The organism is Micrococcus luteus (genome assembly GCF_014138885.1).
GTDB classification, from domain to species: Bacteria; Actinomycetota; Actinomycetes; order Actinomycetales; family Micrococcaceae; genus Micrococcus; species Micrococcus luteus.
The window spans coordinates 2094332-2114955 of sequence record NZ_JACJIK010000001.1 but is presented as its reverse complement, the minus strand read 5'-3'; the positions used below and the strand labels follow the sequence as shown (position 1 = coordinate 2114955).

At 68.9% G+C, this 20624-nt stretch carries 19 protein-coding genes and 1 tRNA gene; all 20 read right to left on the bottom strand.

Annotated features, from left to right (window positions below; all coding sequences use genetic code 11):
- Positions 1-11: 11 nt before the first annotated feature.
- The 20 genes from rplB to HDA34_RS09700 all read right to left on the bottom strand — a co-directional run bounded on the left by rplB (position 12) and on the right by HDA34_RS09700 (position 20569).
- Complete coding sequence (gene rplB, locus HDA34_RS09795; RefSeq protein ID WP_010080386.1) at positions 12-851, bottom strand: 50S ribosomal protein L2; 840 nt, start codon at positions 849-851, stop codon at positions 12-14.
- A gap of 37 nt (positions 852-888) precedes the next feature.
- The gene (rplW, locus tag HDA34_RS09790) at positions 889-1194 is read right to left on the bottom strand and encodes a 50S ribosomal protein L23 (protein WP_002857471.1); all 306 of its coding nucleotides are present in this window, start codon (positions 1192-1194) and stop codon (positions 889-891) included.
- The gene (gene rplD, locus HDA34_RS09785) at positions 1191-1826 is read right to left on the bottom strand and encodes a 50S ribosomal protein L4 (RefSeq protein WP_041103272.1); all 636 of its coding nucleotides are present in this window, start codon (positions 1824-1826) and stop codon (positions 1191-1193) included. The genes rplW and rplD overlap by 4 nt, the downstream gene beginning before the upstream one ends.
- Positions 1827-1830: 4 nt before the next feature.
- Complete coding sequence (rplC, locus tag HDA34_RS09780) at positions 1831-2481, bottom strand: 50S ribosomal protein L3 (RefSeq protein WP_036317759.1); 651 nt, start codon at positions 2479-2481, stop codon at positions 1831-1833.
- Positions 2482-2501: 20 nt separating this feature from the next.
- A complete protein-coding gene (gene rpsJ, locus HDA34_RS09775) occupies positions 2502-2810 on the bottom strand; it encodes a 30S ribosomal protein S10 (RefSeq protein WP_002857463.1) in 309 nt (102 codons plus the stop codon).
- Between the two features lie 326 nt (positions 2811-3136).
- Positions 3137-3604, bottom strand: a complete 468-nt coding sequence (locus tag HDA34_RS09770) for a DUF3817 domain-containing protein (protein ID WP_041103558.1) — start codon at positions 3602-3604, stop codon at positions 3137-3139.
- On the bottom strand, positions 3601-3741 hold the full coding sequence (locus HDA34_RS09765) for a hypothetical protein (RefSeq protein WP_162833779.1): 141 nt from the start codon (positions 3739-3741) through the stop codon (positions 3601-3603). Before HDA34_RS09765 ends, HDA34_RS09770 begins: the two co-directional genes overlap by 4 nt.
- Positions 3742-3869: 128 nt before the next feature.
- Complete coding sequence (tuf, locus tag HDA34_RS09760) at positions 3870-5060, bottom strand: elongation factor Tu (RefSeq protein ID WP_036317754.1); 1191 nt, start codon at positions 5058-5060, stop codon at positions 3870-3872.
- Positions 5061-5341: 281 nt separating this feature from the next.
- Entirely contained in the window at positions 5342-7456 is a 2115-nt protein-coding gene (gene fusA / locus HDA34_RS09755) for an elongation factor G (protein ID WP_036381535.1), read from the bottom strand.
- A 118-nt stretch (positions 7457-7574) separates the two neighbouring features.
- On the bottom strand, positions 7575-8045 hold the full coding sequence (gene rpsG / locus HDA34_RS09750; RefSeq protein ID WP_010080379.1) for a 30S ribosomal protein S7: 471 nt from the start codon (positions 8043-8045) through the stop codon (positions 7575-7577).
- Positions 8045-8419: a 30S ribosomal protein S12 gene (gene rpsL, locus HDA34_RS09745; protein ID WP_002854787.1), complete on the bottom strand. Its 375-nt coding sequence runs from the start codon at positions 8417-8419 to the stop codon at positions 8045-8047. The genes rpsG and rpsL overlap by 1 nt, the downstream gene beginning before the upstream one ends.
- A 310-nt stretch (positions 8420-8729) precedes the next feature.
- Positions 8730-12626, bottom strand: coding sequence for a DNA-directed RNA polymerase subunit beta' (locus HDA34_RS09740; protein ID WP_036317751.1), 3897 nt, complete (start codon positions 12624-12626; stop codon positions 8730-8732).
- A gap of 83 nt (positions 12627-12709) precedes the next feature.
- The gene (rpoB, locus tag HDA34_RS09735) at positions 12710-16216 is read right to left on the bottom strand and encodes a DNA-directed RNA polymerase subunit beta (protein WP_036317750.1); all 3507 of its coding nucleotides are present in this window, start codon (positions 16214-16216) and stop codon (positions 12710-12712) included.
- A gap of 285 nt (positions 16217-16501) precedes the next feature.
- The gene (rplL, locus tag HDA34_RS09730) at positions 16502-16891 is read right to left on the bottom strand and encodes a 50S ribosomal protein L7/L12 (protein ID WP_036317747.1); all 390 of its coding nucleotides are present in this window, start codon (positions 16889-16891) and stop codon (positions 16502-16504) included.
- A gap of 69 nt (positions 16892-16960) precedes the next feature.
- Positions 16961-17482, bottom strand: a complete 522-nt coding sequence (gene rplJ / locus HDA34_RS09725) for a 50S ribosomal protein L10 (RefSeq protein WP_002854782.1) — start codon at positions 17480-17482, stop codon at positions 16961-16963.
- Between the two features lie 344 nt (positions 17483-17826).
- Positions 17827-18534, bottom strand: a complete 708-nt coding sequence (gene rplA / locus HDA34_RS09720) for a 50S ribosomal protein L1 (protein WP_036317746.1) — start codon at positions 18532-18534, stop codon at positions 17827-17829.
- A gap of 77 nt (positions 18535-18611) precedes the next feature.
- A complete protein-coding gene (rplK, locus tag HDA34_RS09715; RefSeq protein WP_010080374.1) occupies positions 18612-19043 on the bottom strand; it encodes a 50S ribosomal protein L11 in 432 nt (143 codons plus the stop codon).
- 132 nt (positions 19044-19175) lie between these two features.
- Positions 19176-20060, bottom strand: coding sequence for a transcription termination/antitermination protein NusG (gene nusG, locus HDA34_RS09710; RefSeq protein ID WP_036317744.1), 885 nt, complete (start codon positions 20058-20060; stop codon positions 19176-19178).
- 104 nt (positions 20061-20164) lie between these two features.
- Positions 20165-20416, bottom strand: coding sequence for a preprotein translocase subunit SecE (gene secE, locus HDA34_RS09705; RefSeq protein WP_036317743.1), 252 nt, complete (start codon positions 20414-20416; stop codon positions 20165-20167).
- A gap of 80 nt (positions 20417-20496) precedes the next feature.
- Positions 20497-20569 (bottom strand) — tRNA-Trp (locus tag HDA34_RS09700).
- Positions 20570-20624 lie beyond the last annotated feature (55 nt).

The window sequence follows — 20624 nt, the reverse complement described above, 5'->3', positions numbered from 1 at the left end:
TCCCTGCTCCCTTATCGCTTGTTCTTGCCGGTACGACGGCGACGCACGATGAGCTTGTCGCTTTCCTTGTTCGGACGACGCGTGCGGCCCTCGGGCTTGCCGTTCCGGTTGACGGGGTGACGACCGCCGGAGGTCTTGCCCTCGCCACCGCCGTGCGGGTGGTCGACCGGGTTCATGACGACGCCGCGGACGGTCGGGCGGACGCCCTTCCAGCGCATGCGGCCGGCCTTGCCCCAGTTGATGTTCGACTGCTCGGCGTTGCCGACCTCGCCGATCGTGGCGCGGCAGCGCACGTCGACGTTGCGGATCTCACCGGAGGGCAGGCGCAGCTGGGCGTACTTGCCCTCGCGGGCGACCAGCTGCACGGACGCGCCGGCGGAGCGGGCCATCTTGGCGCCGCCGCCGGGGCGCAGCTCCACCGCGTGGATGGTGGTGCCCACGGGGATGTTGCGCATCGGCAGGTTGTTGCCGGGCTTGATGTCGGCGTTCGGGCCGGCCTCGACCACGTCGCCCTGCTTCAGCTTGGCCGGGGCCAGGATGTAGCGCTTGGCGCCGTCCGCGTAGTGCAGCAGCGCGATGCGGGCGGTGCGGTTCGGGTCGTACTCGATGTGCGCGACGGTGGCGGGCACGCCGTCCTTGTCGTGGCGACGGAAGTCGACCAGGCGGTACTGGCGCTTGTGGCCGCCGCCCTTGTGACGGGTGGTGATGCGACCGGTGTTGTTGCGGCCGCCGGTCTTGTGCAGCGGACGGAGAAGGGACTTCTCCGGCGTGGACCGGGTGATCTCTGCGAAGTCGGCCACGGACGAGCCACGCAGGCCCGGGGTGGTCGGCTTGTACTTACGGATAGCCATGTGTCAGTTCCTCGATTAAGTGGTCTCCGCACGCCGATCAGGCGAGCGGACCTCCGAAGATGTCGATGGTCCCGTCCTTGAGCGTGACGATGGCACGCTTGGTGGACTTGCGCTGGCCCCACCCGAAGCGGGTGCGACGGCGCTTGCCGGAACGGTTCAGGGTGTTGACCGAGGCCACGTCGACGTTGAAGATGCGCTCCACCGCCTGCTTGATCTCGGACTTGTTGGAGCGCGGGTCGACCAGGAAGGTGTACTTGCCCTCGTCGATCAGACCGTAGCTCTTCTCCGACACGACGGGAGCGATGATCACGTCGCGGGGATCCTTGTTGATGGAGCCGCTCACTGGGCATCCTCCTTCTTGGCGCCGGAAGCCTGGGCCACGTACGCCTCGTAGGCCGCCTGGGTGAACACGACGTCGTCGGAGACGAGCACGTCGTAGGTGTTCAGCTGGTCGGCGTACAGGGTGTGGACCGCGGGCAGGTTGCGGGCGGACAGGGCGGCGACGTCGTCGGCCCGGTCGATCACCAGCAGCACGTTCTTGCGGCCGGTGTTCAGGGACGCGAGGCCCGCCTTGGCGGCCTTGGTGGACGGGGTGGTCCCGGACACGAGGGCCTCGATGACGTGGACGCGGCCGTTGCGGGCGCGGTCCGACAGGGCACCGCGCAGGGCGGCGGCCTTCATCTTCTTGGGGGTGCGCTGCGAGTAGTCACGCGGGGTCGGGCCGTGGACGACGCCACCACCGGTCATGTGCGGGGCGCGGATGGAGCCCTGACGTGCGCGGCCGGTGCCCTTCTGCTTGAACGGCTTGCGACCGGCACCGGACACCTCGCCGCGGCGCTTCGTCTTGTGCGTGCCCTGACGGGCGGCGGCGAGCTGGGCGACGACGACCTGGTGCATGAGCGGCACGTTGGACTGCACGTCGAAGAGCTCGGCGGGCAGATCGACCTGGACGGTCTTCACGGAGTTCTCAGCCATGGTCTCAGGCTCCCTTCACGGCGCTGCGGACGAGCACGACCTGGCCCTTGGAGCCGGGCACCGCGCCCTTGATCAGCAGGAGGTTGTTCTCCACGTCGATGCCGTGGAGGGTCAGGTTCATGGTGGTCTGGCGCACGGCGCCCATGCGACCGGGCATGCGCTGGCCCTTGAACACGCGGCCGGGGGTGGACGCGCCGCCCACGGAGCCGGGCTTGCGGTGGTTCTTGTGCTGGCCGTGCGAGGCGCCCACACCGGCGAAGCCGTGGCGCTTCATGGCGCCGGCGAAGCCCTTGCCCTTGGTGGTGCCCACGACGTCGACCTTCTGGCCGGCCTCGAAGACCTCCACGGTCACGTCCTGGCCGAGCGAGTACTCGGCGGCGTCGGCGGTGCGCAGCTCGACCAGGTGGCGACGCGGGGTCACGCCGGCCTTCTCGAAGTGACCGGCCAGGGGCTTGGTCACGCGGCGGGGATCGATCTGGCCGTAGGCGATCTGCACGGCGGTGTAGCCGTCGGTCTCCTCGGAGCGCAGCTGGGTGACGACGTTCGGGTCTGCCTTGACCACGGTCACAGGGATGAGCTTGTTGTCCTCATCCCAGACCTGGGTCATGCCGAGCTTCGTGCCCAGCAGGCCCTTGATGTTCTGGGTGTTGGTCATAGTCTCTCAGCACCTCCCTCTCAGAGCTTGATCTCGATGTTGACGTCCGCGGGCAGGTCCAGTCGCATGAGCGAGTCGACGGCCTTCGGGGTCGGGTCGATGATGTCGATGAGCCGCTTGTGGGTGCGCATCTCGAAATGCTCGCGGCTGTCCTTGTACTTGTGGGGAGAACGGATAACGCAGTACACGTTCTTCTCCGTCGGCAGCGGCACGGGGCCGACCACCGTCGCGCCTGCGCGCGTGACCGTGTCAACGATCTTGCGGGCCGAGACGTCGATGACCTCGTGGTCGTACGACTTCAGCCGGATGCGGATCTTCTGTCCCGCCATGGCGTCACGCCTCTCTCGTCGGGTGTGCTGTTCCTGTCCCTGTGCGGCGGATCGTGCCCGCCTTCTTGTCCTCCACCCGCGCGGGGCGAATCCGGTCGGACCGGGTTCCTCGCCGCCGCCGGACTCCGGTCCACGCGGTCGGGCGTGTCGCATTCCTGGGAGGGCACACGCCTGTGGCGGGTCGGAGTGGTGACGTCACATCTGGGCCGAGCTGCCGCCGCGAGACACACGACGACAGCGCAATGGCGCTTGAGCAACCGAATCAGTATAGACAGAAGCGGGCCCAGTCCGCCAATCGGCGGGCCGGGCCCGGCGGTCCCCCGGGCTCAGCGGCCCCACTCGGTGGGCGGGCCGGCATTGAGCAGCAGGGTGAAGACGACGGCGACCACGGCGACCGCCAGGAGCGCGCTGACCACCGGATGGCGCAGCACCACGACGAGAAGCCGTTCGAGGGGCCCCCGCTCCCCCGGCGCGCGGTCCACGACCTGCCACCGCGACGCCGGCTCGCCGCGCCGCCGCTGGGCCCGCTCGAACGGGACCGTCATGAACGGGACGATCGTCGAACCGAGGCCGAGGAGTCCGCGGGCCACGGGCCACCGCCCATCGATCCACACGGCGACCGTCACCACGAGGTAGCAGAGGAACACGAAGCCGTGGACGCCGCCGGCGATCGGCACCATCCGCTCCGTGACTCCGCCGTACTTGAGGCCCATGGCGATCAGCAGACCGGCCCAGGTGAACATCTCGGCCATCGCCGTGACGGCGAAGAGGCGGCGCGGGCCGGGCAGGCTCATCGCTCCAGCTCCCCGCCGCGGTTCGCGCGCCGGATGCGCCGGGCACGGTCGATCTCGGGACGGAAGGTCCGCAGCGCCCAGCGCACGGCCACGACGGCCACGGCGAGCACCACGATGAGGATGAGCAGTTCAGGCATGCTCCCCAGCCTAGCCGCCGCCGCCGCGCCGTCGTCGGACACGGCGACGCCCCCGCCTCCGGGGGACCCGGAGACGGGGGCGTCGCGCGTCAGCGGCTCAACGGAGCCACGAGACGGGATGCGTCAGATCACTTGGTGATCTTGGTGACGCGGCCGGAGCCCACGGTGCGGCCACCCTCGCGGATGGCGAAGCCGAGGCCCTCCTCCATGGCGATCGGCTGGATGAGCTCGACCGACATCTCGGTGGTGTCGCCGGGCATGACCATCTCGGTGCCCTCGGGCAGCGTGATGACGCCGGTGACGTCGGTGGTGCGGAAGTAGAACTGCGGGCGGTAGTTCGAGTAGAACGGGTTGTGACGGCCACCCTCGTCCTTGGACAGGATGTAGACGTTCGCCTCGAAGTTGGTGTGCGGGGTGATGGAGCCCGGCTCCACCACGACCTGGCCGCGCTCCACGTCGTCGCGCTTCAGGCCGCGCAGCAGCAGACCGCAGTTCTCGCCGGCCCAGGCCTCGTCGAGCTGCTTGTGGAACATCTCGATGCCGGTGACGGTGGTCTTCTGCACGTCGCGGATGCCGACGATCTCGACCTCGGAGTTGATCTTCAGGGTGCCGCGCTCGGCGCGACCGGTCACCACGGTGCCACGACCGGTGATGGTGAAGACGTCCTCGATCGGCATCAGGAACGGCTTGTCCTTGTCGCGGACCGGGTCCGGGATGAACTCGTCCACGGCCTCCATGAGGTCCTCGACGGACTTGACCCACTGGGGGTCGCCCTCGAGGGCCTTCAGACCGGAGGTGCGGATGACCGGGGCCTCGTCGCCGTCGAAGTCCTGGGAGGACAGCAGCTCGCGGACCTCCATCTCGACGAGCTCGAGGAGCTCCTCGTCCTCGACCATGTCCGACTTGTTCAGGGCCACGAGCAGGGCCGGCACGCCGACCTGGCGGGCCAGGAGCACGTGCTCACGGGTCTGGGCCATCGGGCCGTCGGTGGCGGCGACCACGAGGATCGCGCCGTCCATCTGAGCGGCGCCGGTGATCATGTTCTTGATGTAGTCGGCGTGACCGGGGGCGTCCACGTGGGCGTAGTGACGCTTCTCGGTCTGGTACTCCACGTGGGAGATGTTGATGGTGATGCCGCGCTGACGCTCCTCGGGGGCGGAGTCGATCGTCGCGAAGTCACGGGCCTCGTTCAGGTCCGGGTACTTGTCGTACAGGACCTTCGAGATGGCGGCGGTCAGCGTGGTCTTGCCGTGGTCAACGTGGCCGATGGTGCCGATGTTGACGTGCGGCTTCGTCCGCTCGAACTTTGCCTTTGCCACTAGTTCCTCCTAAGAACTGGTTCATCGTCAAGAAGACTGCTCAGCCGCCTGCGACGTGCTGACAACTTGACTGAGTCTACTCGGATGGTGCGGGGTTGGGGAAATCCCGGCCTCACGAGGGCCAGTCCGGTTCCAGGCCGTCGGGACCGCCGGAAGCGGACCGGACCTGACCCGTCCTGATCGCGGACCGCCGCGCCGGGGAGGGCGGTCCGGTCGCCCCGGGCCGGCCGCGGCTGCGGCGGCCGACCCGGGGCAGGTCGTTCAGAGCAGGTGACCTGCGGTCACTCGCCCTGGGACTTCTGGATGATCTCGTCCGCCACGGCCTTGGGGACCTCGGCGTAGGAGTGGAAGGTCATCGAGTACACCGCGCGGCCCTGCGTCTTGGAGCGCAGGTCGCCGATGTAGCCGAACATCTCCGACAGCGGCACGAGGGCGTTGACCACCTTCACGCCGGTGGCGTCCTCCATGGACTGGATCTGGCCGCGGCGGGAGTTCAGGTCGCCGATGACGTCGCCCATGAACTCCTCGGGGGTGCGGACCTCCACGGCCATCAGCGGCTCGAGGATGATCGGGTTGGCCTTGCGGACACCCTCCTTGAAGGCCTGGGAGCCGGCGATCTTGAACGCCATCTCCGAGGAGTCGACGTCGTGGTACGCGCCGTCGAGCAGGGTGGCCTTCACGCCGACCATCGGGTAGCCGGCCAGCACGCCGAACTGCATGGCGTCCTGGATGCCCGCGTCCACCGAGGGGATGTACTCGCGGGGCACGCGACCGCCGGTGACGGCGTTCTCGAACTCGTAGACCTCGCCCTCGGCGGTGTCCAGGGGCTCGAAGGACAGCTGCACCTTGGCGAACTGGCCGGAGCCGCCGGTCTGCTTCTTGTGCGTGTAGTCGACCTTGTCGACCTTGCGCTTGATGGTCTCGCGGTACGCGACCTGGGGCTTGCCCACGTTGGCCTCGACCTTGAACTCGCGCTTCATACGGTCCACGAACACGTCCAGGTGGAGCTCGCCCATGCCGCCGATCTCGGTCTGGCCGGTCTCCTCGTTGAGGTTCACGCGGAACGTGGGGTCCTCGGCGACGAGCTTCTGGATGGCGGTGGAGAGCTTCTCCTGGTCACCCTTGGTCTTCGGCTCGATGGCCACGGAGATCACGGGCTCCGGGAAGGTCATCGACTCGAGGATGATCGGGTTCGCGGGATCGCACAGGGTGTCGCCCGTGGTGGTGTCCTTGAGGCCGATCACGGCGTAGATGTGGCCGGCGACCACCTCGTCCACCGGGTTCTCCTTGTTGGCGTGCATCTGGAACAGCTTGCCGATGCGCTCCTTCTTGCCCTTGGTGGCGTTGAGGATCTGCGCACCGGACTCCAGGCGGCCGGAGTACACGCGGATGAAGGTCAGCGTGCCGAAGAAGGGGTGCGTGGCGATCTTGAAGGCGAGCGCCGAGAACGGGGCCTCCTTCGACGCCTCGCGCTCCAGCACCTCCTCCTCGTCGTTCACGGCGTGGCCCTTGACGGAGCCGGCGTCCAGCGGGTTCGGCAGGTAGGCGACCACGGCGTCCAGCATCGGCTGCACGCCACGGTTCTTGAACGCGGAGCCGCAGAACACCGGGTAGGCCTCGGCGTTCACGGTCAGCTGGCGCACGCCGGCCTGGATCTCCTCGACGGTGAGCTCCTCGCCCTCGAGGTACTTCTCCATGAGCTCCTCGGAGGTCTCGGCGACGGCCTCGACGAGCTCGTTGCGGTACTCCTCGGCCTTCTCCTGGAGCTCGGCGGGGATCTCGCGGGTCTCATAGGAGGCGCCCATGGTGACGTCGCCCTTGGCGTCACCCGGCCACACGAAGGCCTTCATGGAGAGCAGGTCGACGACGCCCACGAAGTCGTTCTCGGCGCCGATCGGCAGCTGCATCACGAGCGGACGCGCGCCGAGGCGCTTCACGATGGTGTCGACGGTGAAGTAGAAGTCCGCGCCCAGCTTGTCCATCTTGTTGACGAAGCAGATGCGCGGGACGTTGTACTTGTCCGCCTGGCGCCACACGGTCTCCGACTGGGGCTCCACGCCCTCCTTGCCGTCGAACACGGCGACGGCGCCGTCGAGCACGCGCAGCGAGCGCTCCACCTCGACCGTGAAGTCCACGTGGCCGGGGGTGTCGATGATGTTGATCTGGTGGTCGTTCCAGAAGCAGGTCACCGCGGCGGAGGTGATGGTGATGCCGCGCTCCTTCTCCTGCTCCATCCAGTCCGTCGTCGCGCCGCCGTCGTGGGTCTCGCCCAGCTTGTGGTTGACACCCGTGTAGAACAGGATGCGCTCGGTGGTGGTGGTCTTGCCGGCATCGATGTGGGCCATGATGCCGATGTTGCGGACCTTGTGCAGGTCGGTCAGCACGTCCTGTGCCACGGTGTCTCCCTTGGTCGGGTGGAATGGGGGGGCTCGTGAGGTGGATGCGGTGGGTGGCCCGTCCGAGAGGACGCACCTGCGGCCCGAGGCGCGGATCGCGCGCCCCGGGCCACACGGATCACCAGCGGTAGTGGGCGAAGGCCTTGTTGGCCTCGGCCATCTTGTGGGTGTCCTCGCGACGCTTCACGGCGCCGCCCAGGCCGTTCGAGGCGTCCAGGATCTCGTTCATCAGACGCTCGGTCATGGTCTTCTCACGGCGGGCCTTGGAGAAGCCGACCAGCCAGCGCAGGGCCAGGGCCGTGGAGCGGCCCGGCTTGACCTCGACGGGCACCTGGTAGGTGGCGCCGCCGACGCGGCGGGAGCGCACCTCGAGGGCCGGCTTGATGTTGTCCATGGCCTTCTTGAGGGTGGCCACGGGATCGGCGCCGTTCTTGGCACGGGCGCCCTCGAGCGCGCCGTACACGATGCGCTCGGCGGTGGACTTCTTGCCGTCGACGAGCACCTTGTTGATCAGCTGCGTGACCAGCGGGGAGCCGTAGACGGGATCGACGACGAGGGGGCGCTTCGGCGCAGGACCCTTACGAGGCATTACTTCTTCTCCTTCTTGGCGCCGTAGCGGGAGCGGGCCTGGCCGCGGTTCTTCACGCCCTGGGTGTCGAGGGCGCCGCGCACGATCTTGTAGCGCACGCCGGGCAGGTCCTTCACACGACCGCCGCGGACGAGCACGATCGAATGCTCCTGCAGGTTGTGGCCCTCGCCGGGGATGTAGGCCGTGACCTCGATGCCGCCGTTCAGGCGCACACGGGCGACCTTGCGCAGCGCCGAGTTCGGCTTCTTGGGCGTGGTGGTGTACACACGGGTGCACACGCCACGACGCATGGGGTTCCCCTGCAGGGCAGGGGCCTTCGTATTGACGACCTTGGGTGAGCGGCCCTTGCGGACCAGCTGCTGAATCGTAGGCACTCTTCAGCCTTCCTGTGTTTCGGTGATCGCTGACGTGATCGACCGGCGCCCGGGGCGCCGGCTGCTCGTTCCTCTGCTCTGCCTCTCCCTGTGGGGGCTCGCAACGAGCAGACGTCCGCAGGCGTGCAAAAGTGTGGCATCTGCCGCGCAATGACCCCGCGACCCGGACAGCGTCCAATTTGCCACACGAAAAACAATCCTTGACAGCATAGCACGCCCCGGCGCCGTCGACGAGCCGGCCCCGCACGCCAAGGGGCCCGCCGCTCCCCCGCGTGAGCGGCGGAACGGCGGGCCCCCTGGGGGACGGGGATCAGGCGCGGAAGTCGCCCCCGCGGTCGTAGTCGTCCAACGAGACGGCGTGGAAGTCGTTCTCGCCGAGCGACTGGTCCAGACCCGGGTAGTCGAAGTCCGCGAAGCCGGCCGGCGAGGCGAACAGGTTGGCCTTCGCCTCCTCCGTCGGCTCCACGACGGTCTTCGTGTAGCGGTCCAGGCCCGTGCCGGCCGGGATCAGCTTGCCGATGATCACGTTCTCCTTCAGGCCCAGCAGCGGGTCGGACTTGCCCTCCATGGCCGCCTGCGTCAGGACGCGGGTCGTCTCCTGGAAGGACGCGGCCGACAGCCACGAGTCCGTGGCCAGCGAGGCCTTCGTGATGCCCATCAGCTCGTCGCGGCCGGAGGCCGGCTGGCGGCCCTCAGCGACGGCGGCGCGGTTGGCGGCCACGAAGCGCGCCCGGTCCGTGAGCTCGCCCGGCAGCAGGTCGGTGTCACCGGACTCGATGACGGTGATGCGACGCAGCATCTGCCGGACGATGACCTCCACGTGCTTGTCGTGGATGCCCACGCCCTGGGACTGGTACACGTTCTGCACCTCGTCCACGAGGAACCGCTGCGCGGCCCGCGGGCCGAGCACGCGCAGGACCTGCTTCGGGTCCACGGCGCCGGCCACGAGCTGCGTGCCCACCGGCACGTGCTCGCCGTCGGCCACGAGGATGCGCGCACGGCGCAGCACCGGGTAGGCGATCTCCTCGGAGCCGTCGTCCGGCGTGAGCAGCAGGCGCACGGACGCCTCGGTGTCCTCGATGGTCACGCGGCCGGCGACCTCGGAGATCGGGGCCACGCCCTTCGGGGTGCGGGCCTCGAAGAGCTCCTGGATGCGGGGCAGACCCTGCGTGATGTCGTCGGCCGAGGCCACACCGCCGGTGTGGAACGTGCGCATGGTGAGCTGGGTGCCCGGCTCACCGATCGACTGGGCCGCGATGATGCCGACGGCCTCGCCGATGTCCACCAGCTGGCCGGTGGCCATGGAGCGGCCGTAGCACTTCGCGCAGGTGCCCACGGCGGACTCGCAGGTCAGGACCGAGCGGACCTTGATCTCCGTGACGCCGGCGGCCACCAGCTCGCCGATCAGCACGTCGCCCACGTCCGCACCGGCCGAGGCCAGCACCGTGCCGTCCTCGCCCGTGACGTCCTGGGCCAGCGTGCGGGCGAAGGCCGAGTTCTCGACCTGCTCGTGGGCCACCAGCTCGCCGTCGGCGTTCGGGGCGGCGATCGTGACGGACAGGCCGCGCTCGGTGCCGCAGTCGTCCTCGCGGACGATGACGTCCTGGGACACATCGACGAGACGACGGGTCAGGTAGCCCGAGTTCGCGGTCTTCAGCGCGGTGTCCGCGAGGCCCTTGCGGGCGCCGTGGGTGGCGGAGAAGTACTCGAGCACGGACAGGCCCTCGCGGTACGAGGACTTGATCGGACGCGGGATGATCTCACCCTTCGGGTTGGCCACGAGGCCGCGGATGCCCGCGATCTGGCGCACCTGGAGCCAGTTGCCTCGCGCACCGGAGGACACCATGCGGTTGATGGTGTTGAGCTCCGGCAGGCCGTCCTTCATGGCCGCGGCGACCTCGTCGGTGGCCTTGTTCCAGATGTCGATCAGCTCGGAGCGACGCTCGTCGTCCGCGATCAGGCCCTTGTCGTACTGCTGCTGCACGCGCTGGGCCTGCTCCTCGTAGCCCTCCATGATGGCGGCCTTGTCGAAGTCGGAGGTGATGTCCGAGATCGCCACGGTCACACCCGACCAGGTGCCCCAGTGGAAGCCGGCGTCCTTGAGGTTGTCCAGCGTCTGCGCGGTGACGACCATCGGGTAGCGCTCGGCCAGGTCGTTGACCAGCTGACCGAGGGTGCCCTTGGTCGCCTGCTTGTCCAGCCACGGGTAGTCGTCCGGCAGCAGCTCGTTGAACAGCACCTTGCCCAGGGTGGTCTCGATGAGGGCGATCTCGCCCTCGGACCAGCCCTCGGGGGCCGGCACGTCCGCCGACGGCACGAAGCCCTCGACGCCGATCCGCGCGGGCGCGTTCAGGTGCAGGTCGCCGCCGTCGAACGCCATGATGGCCTCGCCGACGGTCGCGTACAGGTTGCCCGCGCCGACCTCGTCCGGACGCACCGTGGTGAGGTGGTTCAGTCCGATGATCATGTCCTGGGCCGGCACGGCGACCGCACGGCCGTCCGAGGGCTTCAGGATGTTGTGGCTCGAGAGCATGAGCAGGCGCGCCTCGGCCTGGGCCTCCGGCGACAGGGGCAGGTGGACCGCCATCTGGTCGCCGTCGAAGTCCGCGTTGAACGCGGAGCAGACCAGCGGGTGCAGCTGCAGGGCCTTGCCTTCCACGAGCTGCGGCTCGAAGGCCTGGATGCCCAGACGGTGCAGGGTGGGGGCGCGGTTCAGCAGGACCGGGTGCTCGGTGATGACCTCCTCGAGCACGTCCCAGACCTGCGGACGGAAGCGCTCCACCATGCGCTTGGCGGACTTGATGTTCTGCGCGTGGTTCAGGTCCACGAGACGCTTCATCACGAACGGCTTGAACAGCTCCAGCGCCATCTGCTTCGGCAGGCCGCACTGGTGCAGCTTGAGCTGGGGACCCACCACGATGACCGAGCGGCCCGAGTAGTCCACGCGCTTGCCGAGCAGGTTCTGACGGAACCGGCCCTGCTTGCCCTTGAGCATGTCGGAGAGTGACTTGAGCGGGCGGTTGCCCGGGCCGGTCACCGGCCGGCCGCGGCGGCCGTTGTCGAACAGCGAGTCCACGGCCTCCTGCAGCATGCGCTTCTCGTTGTTGACGATGATCTCGGGCGCGCCGAGGTCGAGCAGCCGCTTCAGGCGGTTGTTGCGGTTGATCACGCGACGGTACAGGTCGTTGAGGTCGGAGGTCGCGAAGCGGCCGCCGTCCAGCTGCACCATCGGACGCAGCTCCGGCGGGATCACCGGGACGGCGTCCAGGACCATGCCCTCGGGCGAGTTGTCCGTGGTCAGGAACGCGTTGACGACCTTCAGGCGCTTCAGGGCGCGGGTCTTGCGCTGGCCCTTGCCCGTCTTGATGGTCTCACGCAGCATCTCGGACTCGGCCTCGAGGTCGAAGGTCTGCAGGCGACGCTGGATCGCCTCCGCGCCCATCGAGCCCTCGAAGTACTGGCCGTACTTGTCCCGCATGGCGCGGTACAGACCCTCGTCGCCCTCGAGGTCGGCGACCTTGAGGTTCTTGAAGCGGTCCCAGACCTGCTCCTTGCGGTCCAGGTCCGCGTCCGCGCGCTTGCGGATCTGCGCCATGGTCTTGTCCGCGGCGTCGCGGGCCTTCTTCTTCTCGGCGGCCTTGGCGCCCTCGGACTCCAGCTTGGCCAGGTCCTTCTCGAGGTCGGCGGCCACCGCGGCGATGTCGGAGTCACGCTGGTCGGCCAGGACACGGGTCTCCTGGTCGTACTCGGCCTGGAGGTTGGCCAGGTCGCGGTGCCGGGCCTCCTCGTCCACCGAGGTGATCATGTACGCCGCGAAGTAGATGACCTTCTCGAGGTCCTTCGGCGCCAGGTCCAGCAGGTAGCCCAGGCGCGAGGGCACGCCCTTGAAGTACCAGATGTGGGTGACCGGCGCAGCCAGCTCGATGTGGCCCATGCGGTCGCGGCGCACCTTCGAGCGGGTCACCTCGACGCCGCAGCGCTCGCAGATGATGCCCTTGAAGCGCACGCGCTTGTACTTGCCGCACGCGCACTCCCAGTCACGGGTGGGGCCGAAGATCTTCTCGCAGAAGAGTCCGTCCTTCTCCGGCTTCAGGGTGCGGTAGTTGATGGTCTCCGGCTTCTTGACCTCGCCGTAGGACCAGCGGCGGATGTCCTCCGCCGTGGCCAGGCCGATGCGCATCAGGCCGAAAGAGTTGTCAGTGGACATGCTGTTCACGCTCATGCTCCGGTGAACTCCCTTGGTTCAGTGGTTCTCAGGTGACGTCTTGTGGATGCGGGATCGGGCCCGGCTCAGACTTCCTCCACCGAGCTGGGCTCGGCGTGGGAGAGGTCGATGCCCAGCTCCTCGGCGGCGCGGTAGACCTCGTCCTCCGCGTCGCGCATCTCGATGGCCTGGCCGTCGGCGGAGAGGACCTCCACGTTCAGGCAGAGGGACTGCATCTCCTTGATGAGCACCTTGAAGGACTCGGGAACACCCGGCTCCGGGATGTTCTCGCCCTTGACGATGGCCTCGTAGACCTTCACGCGGCCGTGGATGTCGTCGGACTTGATGGTCAGCAGCTCCTGGAGGGTGAACGCCGCGCCGTACGCCTCGAGCGCCCACACCTCCATCTCGCCGAAGCGCTGGCCGCCGAACTGGGCCTTACCGCCCAGCGGCTGCTGCGTGATCATCGAGTACGGGCCCGTGGAACGGGCGTGGATCTTGTCGTCCACCAGGTGGTGCAGCTTGAGCATGTACATGTAGCCCACGGACACCGGGTCCGGGAACGGCTCGCCGGTGCGGCCGTCGAACAGCTGCGCCTTGCCGCTGTCGCTCATGAGACGGTCGCCGTCGCGGGTCACGTTCACGTGGCCGAGCAGGCCCGTGATCTCGTACGCCTCGGCGCCGTCGAACACCGGGGTGGCCACGTTGACCGGACCGGACTGCCGCGGGAAGTTCGGCAGGTCCTTGATCCACTCCGGCTCGCCCTGGATGTCCCAGCCGCGCGAGGCGGCCCAGCCCAGGTGCAGCTCCATGACCTGGCCGAGGTTCATGCGGCCGGGGACGCCGAGCGGGTTCAGCACGATGTCCACCGGGGTGCCGTCCGCCAGGAACGGCATGTCCTCGAGCGGCAGGATCTTCGAGATGACGCCCTTGTTGCCGTGGCGGCCGGCCATCTTGTCGCCGTCGGTGATCTTGCGCTTCTGCGCCACGTAGACGCGCACCAGCTGGTTCACGCCCGGGGGCAGGTCGTCGTCCTCGTCGCGGTCGAAGATGCGCACGCCGATGACGGTGCCGGACTCGCCGTGCGGCACCTTCAGGGACGTGTCGCGGACCTCGCGGGACTTCTCGCCGAAGATCGCGCGCAGCAGGCGCTCCTCCGGGGTCAGCTCGGTCTCGCCCTTCGGGGTCACGCGGCCGACCAGGATGTCGCCGGCCTCCACCTCGGCGCCGATGTGGATGATGCCGCGCTCGTCGAGCTGCGAGAGCACCTCCTCGGACACGTTGGGGATGTCGCGCGTGATCTCCTCGGCGCCCAGCTTGGTGTCGCGGGCGTCGACCTCGTGCTCCTCGATGTGGATCGAGGTGAGGACGTCCTCCGAGACCATGCGCTGGGACAGGATGATCGCGTCCTCGTAGTTCAGGCCCTCCCAGGGCATGAACGCGACGAGGAGGTTCTTGCCGAGCGCGAGCTCGCCGTTGTCCGTGGCGGGACCGTCGGCGATGATGCTCAGCGGCTCCACCCGCTCGCCCTCGGAGACGCGCACCCGCTGGTTGTAGGCGTTGCCCTGGTTCGAGCGGGCGAACTTCATGATCGGGTAGTGCGTGGTGGTGCCGTCGTCGTTCATGACGGTCACCAGGTCCGCGGCCACCTCGGTCACGACGCCGCCCTGGGTGGCCGTCACGGAGTCGCCCGCGTCCACGGCCACGTACTTCTCCATGCCGGTGCCCACGTAGGGGGCCTCGGAGCGGAGCAGCGGCACGGCCTGACGCTGCATGTTCGCGCCCATGAGCGCGCGGTTGGCGTCGTCGTGCTCGAGGAACGGGATCAGGGCGGTGGCCGCCGACACCATCTGGCGCGGGGACACGTCCATGTAGTCGATCTCGTCCACGGTCGAGAGCACGGGCTCGCCGTCGCCGCCGCGCTGGCGGCAGAGCACGAACTCCTCCTCGAACCGGCCGTCCTCATCCACCGGGGCGTTCGCCTGGGCGATCTGGAAGGCCAGCTCGTCGTCGGCGGTCAGGTAGTCCACGGTGTCCGTGACCCGGCCGTCGACCACGCGGCGGTACGGGGTCTCGATGAAGCCGAAGGAGTTGATCCGGCCGAAGGTCGCCAGCGACCCGATGAGGCCGATGTTCGGGCCTTCCGGGGTCTCGATGGGGCACATGCGGCCGTAGTGCGACGGGTGGACGTCACGGACCTCCATGCCGGCACGGTCGCGGGACAGGCCGCCCGGGCCGAGCGCGGACAGGCGACGCTTGTGCGTCAGGCCGGCCAGCGGGTTGTTCTGGTCCATGAACTGGGACAGCTGCGAGGTGCCGAAGAACTCCTTGATCGCCGCCACCACGGGGCGGATGTTGATCAGGGTCTGCGGGGTGATCGCCTCGACGTCCTGGGTGGTCATGCGCTCGCGCACGACGCGCTCCATGCGGGACAGGCCGGTGCGGATCTGGTTCTCGATCAGCTCGCCCACCGCACGGATGCGACGGTTGCCGAAGTGGTCGATGTCGTCGATCTCCACGCGCACATCCACCGGCTCGCCGTCGCGCGTGCCCTTGATGACGGTCTCGCCGGCGTGCAGCGCGGCGATGAAGTGCACCATCTGGACGATGTCGTCCTCGGTGAGCACAGACGCGTTGGGGTCGCCGAGGTGCACGTCCACGCCGAGCTTGCGGTTGAGCTTGTAGCGGCCCACCTTGGCGAGGTCGTAGCGCTTCGGGGTGAAGTACAGGTTGTTCAGCAGCGTCTGCGCGGCGTCGACGGCGGCCGGCTCGCCCGGGCGCAGCTTGCGGTAGATGTCGAGCAGGGCCTCGTCCTGGTCCGCGGTGCCGTCCTTCTCGAGGGTGGCGCGGATGGAGTCGTAGTGGCCGAACTCCTCCAGGATGCGGGACTCGGTCCAGCCCATGGCCTTGAGCAGCACCGTCACGGGCTGCTTGCGCTTGCGGTCGAGGCGGACGCCGACCTGGTCACGCTTGTCCACCTCGAGCTCGAACCAGGCGCCGCGCGAGGGGATGATCTTCGCGGAGAAGATCTCCTTGTCCGAGGTCTTGTCCGGGGTGCGCTCGAAGTAGGCGCCCGGGGAGCGGACCAGCTGGGAGACGACGACGCGCTCGGTGCCGTTGATGATGAACGTGCCGTTGCGGGTCATCAGCGGGAAGTCGCCCATGAAGACGGTCTGCTGCTTGATCTCGCCGGTCGTGTTGTTCATGAACTCGGCCTTGACGTACAGCGGGGCGGAGAAGGTCGCGTCGCGATCCTTGCACTCCTCCTCCGTCATCTTCGCGTCGGCGAACTCGGGCTCGGCGAAGGACAGGGACATGGTGCCCTGGAAGTCCTCGATCGGGGAGATCTCCTCGAAGATGTCCGTCAGTCCCGAGGTGACGGGCACGGAGTGGTCGTCGGCGGCCAGGGCGGCGTCCACGCGCGCGGCCCACCGCTCATTGCCGATCAGGCGGTCGAACGACTCGGTCTGCAGCGCCAGCAGGTCCGGCACGTCCAGCGGCTCGGAGATCTTGGCGAAGGAGACGCGTCCGGCGGAGGCGCCGGATCGCGGGGAGACGGTAGCGGTTTCGTTGGAGGTGCTCGAGGCGACCACGTAGGATCCTTCCACAGGCCTTCTGGGTTCCGTTCGCTCCCCTGCCGCGAGACGGCGGCGCCGGCCCACCGCTATATGAAGGCCGTGCGGAACCGTGCGGGCCACGGCGGGACGCGAGGTCCTGCGGGCGGCACGGAACAGGGGAGATGCAAAGATCCATCCTATCCGCGCCCGTCGCCCCTGTCCAGCCGGGGGTGCGTGACCCGGGACGCCACGAGGCCCCCGGTCCGCAGCGCGGGTCCGGGGGCCTCGTGAGGAGGCGTGATGCGGCTCAGGCCGCGATCATCACTTGAGGGTGACGGTGGCGCCGGCGCCCTCGAGCTGCTCCTTGGCCTTCTCGGCGGTCTCCTTGTTGACGCCCTCGAGGATGGGCTTGGGAGCGCCGTCCACCAGGTCCTTGGCCTCCTTCAGGCCGAGGGAGGTGAGGGCGCGCACCTCCTTGATGACGCCGATCTTCTTGTCGCCGGCGGCCTCGAGGACGACGTCGAACTCGTCCTTCTCCTCGGCGGCGGCGGCCTCGGCACCGCCGGCGGCACCGCCGGCGGCGGCCACGGCCACGGGGGCGGCGGCGGTGACGTCGAACTTCTCCTCGAACGCCTTGATGAACTCGGACAGCTCGATGAGGGTCAGCTCCTCGAACGCGGCGAGCAGCTCTTCGGTGGTCAGCTTGGCCATGATGGCTCCTTTACGGGTACGTCTTGACTACGTGTGAAGTGGTGGGCCGTGCAGCCCGGGGCGGACTGCTCAGGCAGCCTCGCCCTGCGCGGCGCGCAGCGCCTCGACCGTGCGGACGGTCTTGGACAGCGGCGCCTGGAACAGGGCGGCAGCCTTGGACATGCTGCCCTTCATCGCGCCGGCGAACTTGGCCAGCAGCACCTCGCGGGACTCGAGGTCCGCGAGCTTCTTGATGCCGGCCTCGTCCAGGGGCTGGCCATCCATGTAGCCGCCCTTGAGCACGAGCTTCTCGTGATCCTTGGCAAAGTCACGCAGGGCCTTCGCGACGTTGACCGGGTCCCCGGTCACGAACGCGATCGCGGTGGGACCGGACAGGTGAGCCTCGAGGCCCTCCAGACCGGCGTCCTTGGCCGCGATCTCGGCCAGCGTGTTCTTCGCCACGGCGTAGGTCGCGTCCTGACGGATGGAGTCGCGCAGCTGCTTGAGCTCCGTCACCGTCAGGCCACGGTATTCCGTCAGAACAGCGGCGCTGGACTCACGGAACAGGTCCGTGAGCTCAGCCACCGCCGACTCCTTCGCGGACGTCGCCATGGCACTCCTCTCGATGATGCGTGGGAACCGCCACCCCGAGACGAGAAAGCGCCCCGTGCAGATGCACGGGGCGCAGCAGGAGCATCGACGCGGCCGGACCCGGAGGGTCGACGTGCGGATGCGAGCGTGGCTCACGTTCACCTGCGCGGGCCGTCTCCGTCAGGGAGATCCTTCGGTGGGCTCTGCCCGGAGGCAGGGCACCACGACCGGCGGTCTTCGGTAGGCACCAGCGTACACGTCCGGGGCGGGCCCGCAAAATCGACCCGGGACGACGCCGGCCGGTCGTCCCCGCTGCGGGGACGACCGGCCGACGTCGTGGGCCCCGATCACCGGGGCCGCGTGGCTCAGAGCTCGGAGGAGTCCACCGAGGTCACGTTCGGGTCCATGGGCACGCCCGGGCCGAAGGTGGTGGCCACGGTGGCCTTGGAGATGTAGCGGCCCTTGGAGGAGGACGGCTTCAGACGCAGGACCTCCTCGAGGGCTGCGGCGTAGTTCTCCACCAGGGCCTTGGCCTCGAAGGAGGTCTTGCCGATGATGAAGTGCAGGTTGGAGTGCTTGTCGACGCGGAAGTCGATCTTGCCGCCCTTGATGTCGGCCACGGCCTTGGCCACGTCCGGGGTCACGGTGCCGGTCTTGGGGTTCGGCATCAGGTTGCGGGGGCCGAGCACCTTGCCCAGACGGCCGACCTTGCCCATGAGCTCCGGGGAGGCCACGGCGGCGTCGAAGTCCACCCAGCCCTCGGAGATCCGGGCGATCAGGTCGTCGTCGCCCACGACGTCCGCGCCGGCGGCGCGGGCGGCCTCGGCGCGGTCACCGGTGGCGAACACGACGACGCGGGCGGTCTTGCCGGTGCCGTGGGGCAGGCTCACGGAGCCGCGGACCATCTGGTCGGCCTTGCGGGGGTCGACCGAGAGGCGGAGGGCCACCTCCACGGTGGCGTCGGTCTTGGAGGGGTTGGTCTCCTTGGCGAGGCGGATCGCCTCCACCGGCGAGTACAGATCCTCGCCGATCGCGGCCTTGGCCGCCTTGTATGCCTTGCTGCGCTGTGCCATCTGCGTTCTTCTCCTTGTGCAGTCGTGGTCTGCGGGCCGCGCTCGGCCCTGCCACTGGAAGGGGGTGGGGGTGGGCGTCAGCCCTCGACGGTGATGCCCATCGAGCGGGCGGTGCCCGCGATGATCTTGGCGGCGGCCTGGACGTCGTTGGCGTTCAGGTCCTCCATCTTGGTCTGGGCGATCTCCTCGCACTGGGCCTGGGTCAGCGTGCCGACCTTGGCCGTGTGCGGGGTGGCGGAGCCCTTGGCGACGCCGGCGGCCTTCTTGATGAGCTCGGCGGCCGGCGGGGTCTTGGTCACGAAGGTGAACGAGCGGTCCTCGTACACGGTGATCTCGACCGGGACCACGTTGCCGCGCTGCGACTCGGTGGCGGCGTTGTACGCCTTGCAGAACTCCATGATGTTCACGCCGTGCTGGCCCAGGGCGGGGCCGATGGGCGGGGCCGGGTTGGCGGCGCCGGCCTGGATCTGAAGCTTGATCAGACCGGTGACCTTCTTCTTGGGAGCCATGAGTGGATCCTTCTCTCACTGGGGGACCCTCGGCGCAGGAGCGCACCGGGGGCGGTGGCCGCCGTGGCGCGGCGGCCGGTGCCGCGTCCGGGCCGGCAGGCGGCCGGCCCGGTGCGGAAGCGTCGGGTGTCCTCAGATGGCCTTGGTCACCTGGTTGAAGGACAGCGTCACGGGGGTCTCGCGCTCGAAGATCGAGACGAGCACCACGAGCTGCTGGGCCTCCGGCTTGATCTCGGAGATCGTGGCCGGGAGGGTCTCGAACGGGCCGTCGTTGACGGTGACCGACTCGCCGACCTCGAAGTCCACGTGGATCGCGGGGGCGGCGGGCGCGCCGGACTCGGCCGCGGCGGGGACGGCCAGGCCGGCCTTCTCGGCGGCGCGGGCGGCCTCCTGGATCACGGACGGGGCGAGCATGTCGTACACCTCGTCCAGGCTGAGCGGCTGCGGGTGGTGGGCGTCGTTGCCCACGAAGCCCGTGACGCCCGGGGTGTGCCGTACGACGCCCCACGAGGCGTCGTCGAGGTCCATGCGGACGAGCACGTAGCCCGGGATGCGCACGCGCGAGACGATCTTGCGCGTGGTGTTCTTGATCTCCACGACCTCCTCCATGGGGACCTCGATCTCGTAGATCGAGTCCTCCATGTCCTGGGTCAGGATGCGGGCCTCGAGGTTCGTCTTCACGCGCTTCTCGTAGCCGGCGTAGGTGTGGACGACGTACCAGTCGCCGGGCTGGCGGCGCAGGCGGGTGCGCAGCTCCTCGGCGGGGTCCACGGCGGGCTCGTCGTCGGACTGCTCCTCGACGGGGGTCGGTGCGTCCTCGCCCTCGGCGACGGCCAGGTCGGCCTCCTGCACGGTGGCCTCGGCGGTCTCGTCACCGCTGCCGGCGACCTCGTCCAGGGCGTCCTCGACGGGCGTGCCGGCGTCCTGCGCGGTCTCGGCGGTCTCCTCGGCCACGGCGTCCTCCGACATCGGGACGGACTCCTCGGCGGGCTGACGATCCAGTTCCTGCTCGGACACGGTTCCTGCTTTCTGCTGACGGACGGCGGGCCCTGCCGTCGGGGAGGGCCCTCACGGGCGTGCGGGGGACGCGTCCTGCGACGTCGGGACCGTCCGCGCCGGGCTCAGAGGCCGCCGGCGCCGAACAGGAGACCCGCCACGGTGCCGAACACCCAGTCCAGCCCCATGACCAGCAGGATCATGAACGCCACGAAGGCGAGCACCACTCCGGTCGTGCGCAGCAGCTCCTCGCTCGTGGGGGTGACGACCTTGCGGAGCTCGTCCACCACCTGGCGCAGGAACAGCGCGATCCGCGCGAACAGCCCGCGACGCTGCCTGCTCGGCGTGGGGGCGGGCCCCCCGCCGTTCGCCGCCATCTCAGTCACGTGGCCTCACTCGTCGGATCGCCGAATCGCTTTCTACACGTCCGATGCCGAGCACGAGGCCCGGCATCGAGCAGGGCAGACAGGACTCGAACCTGCAACCTGCGGTTTTGGAGACCGCTGCGCTACCAATTGCGCCACTACCCTTCGAACCGACGGAGCCGACCGAACCCTCGCGGGATCGACCGCGAACGCGGTACCG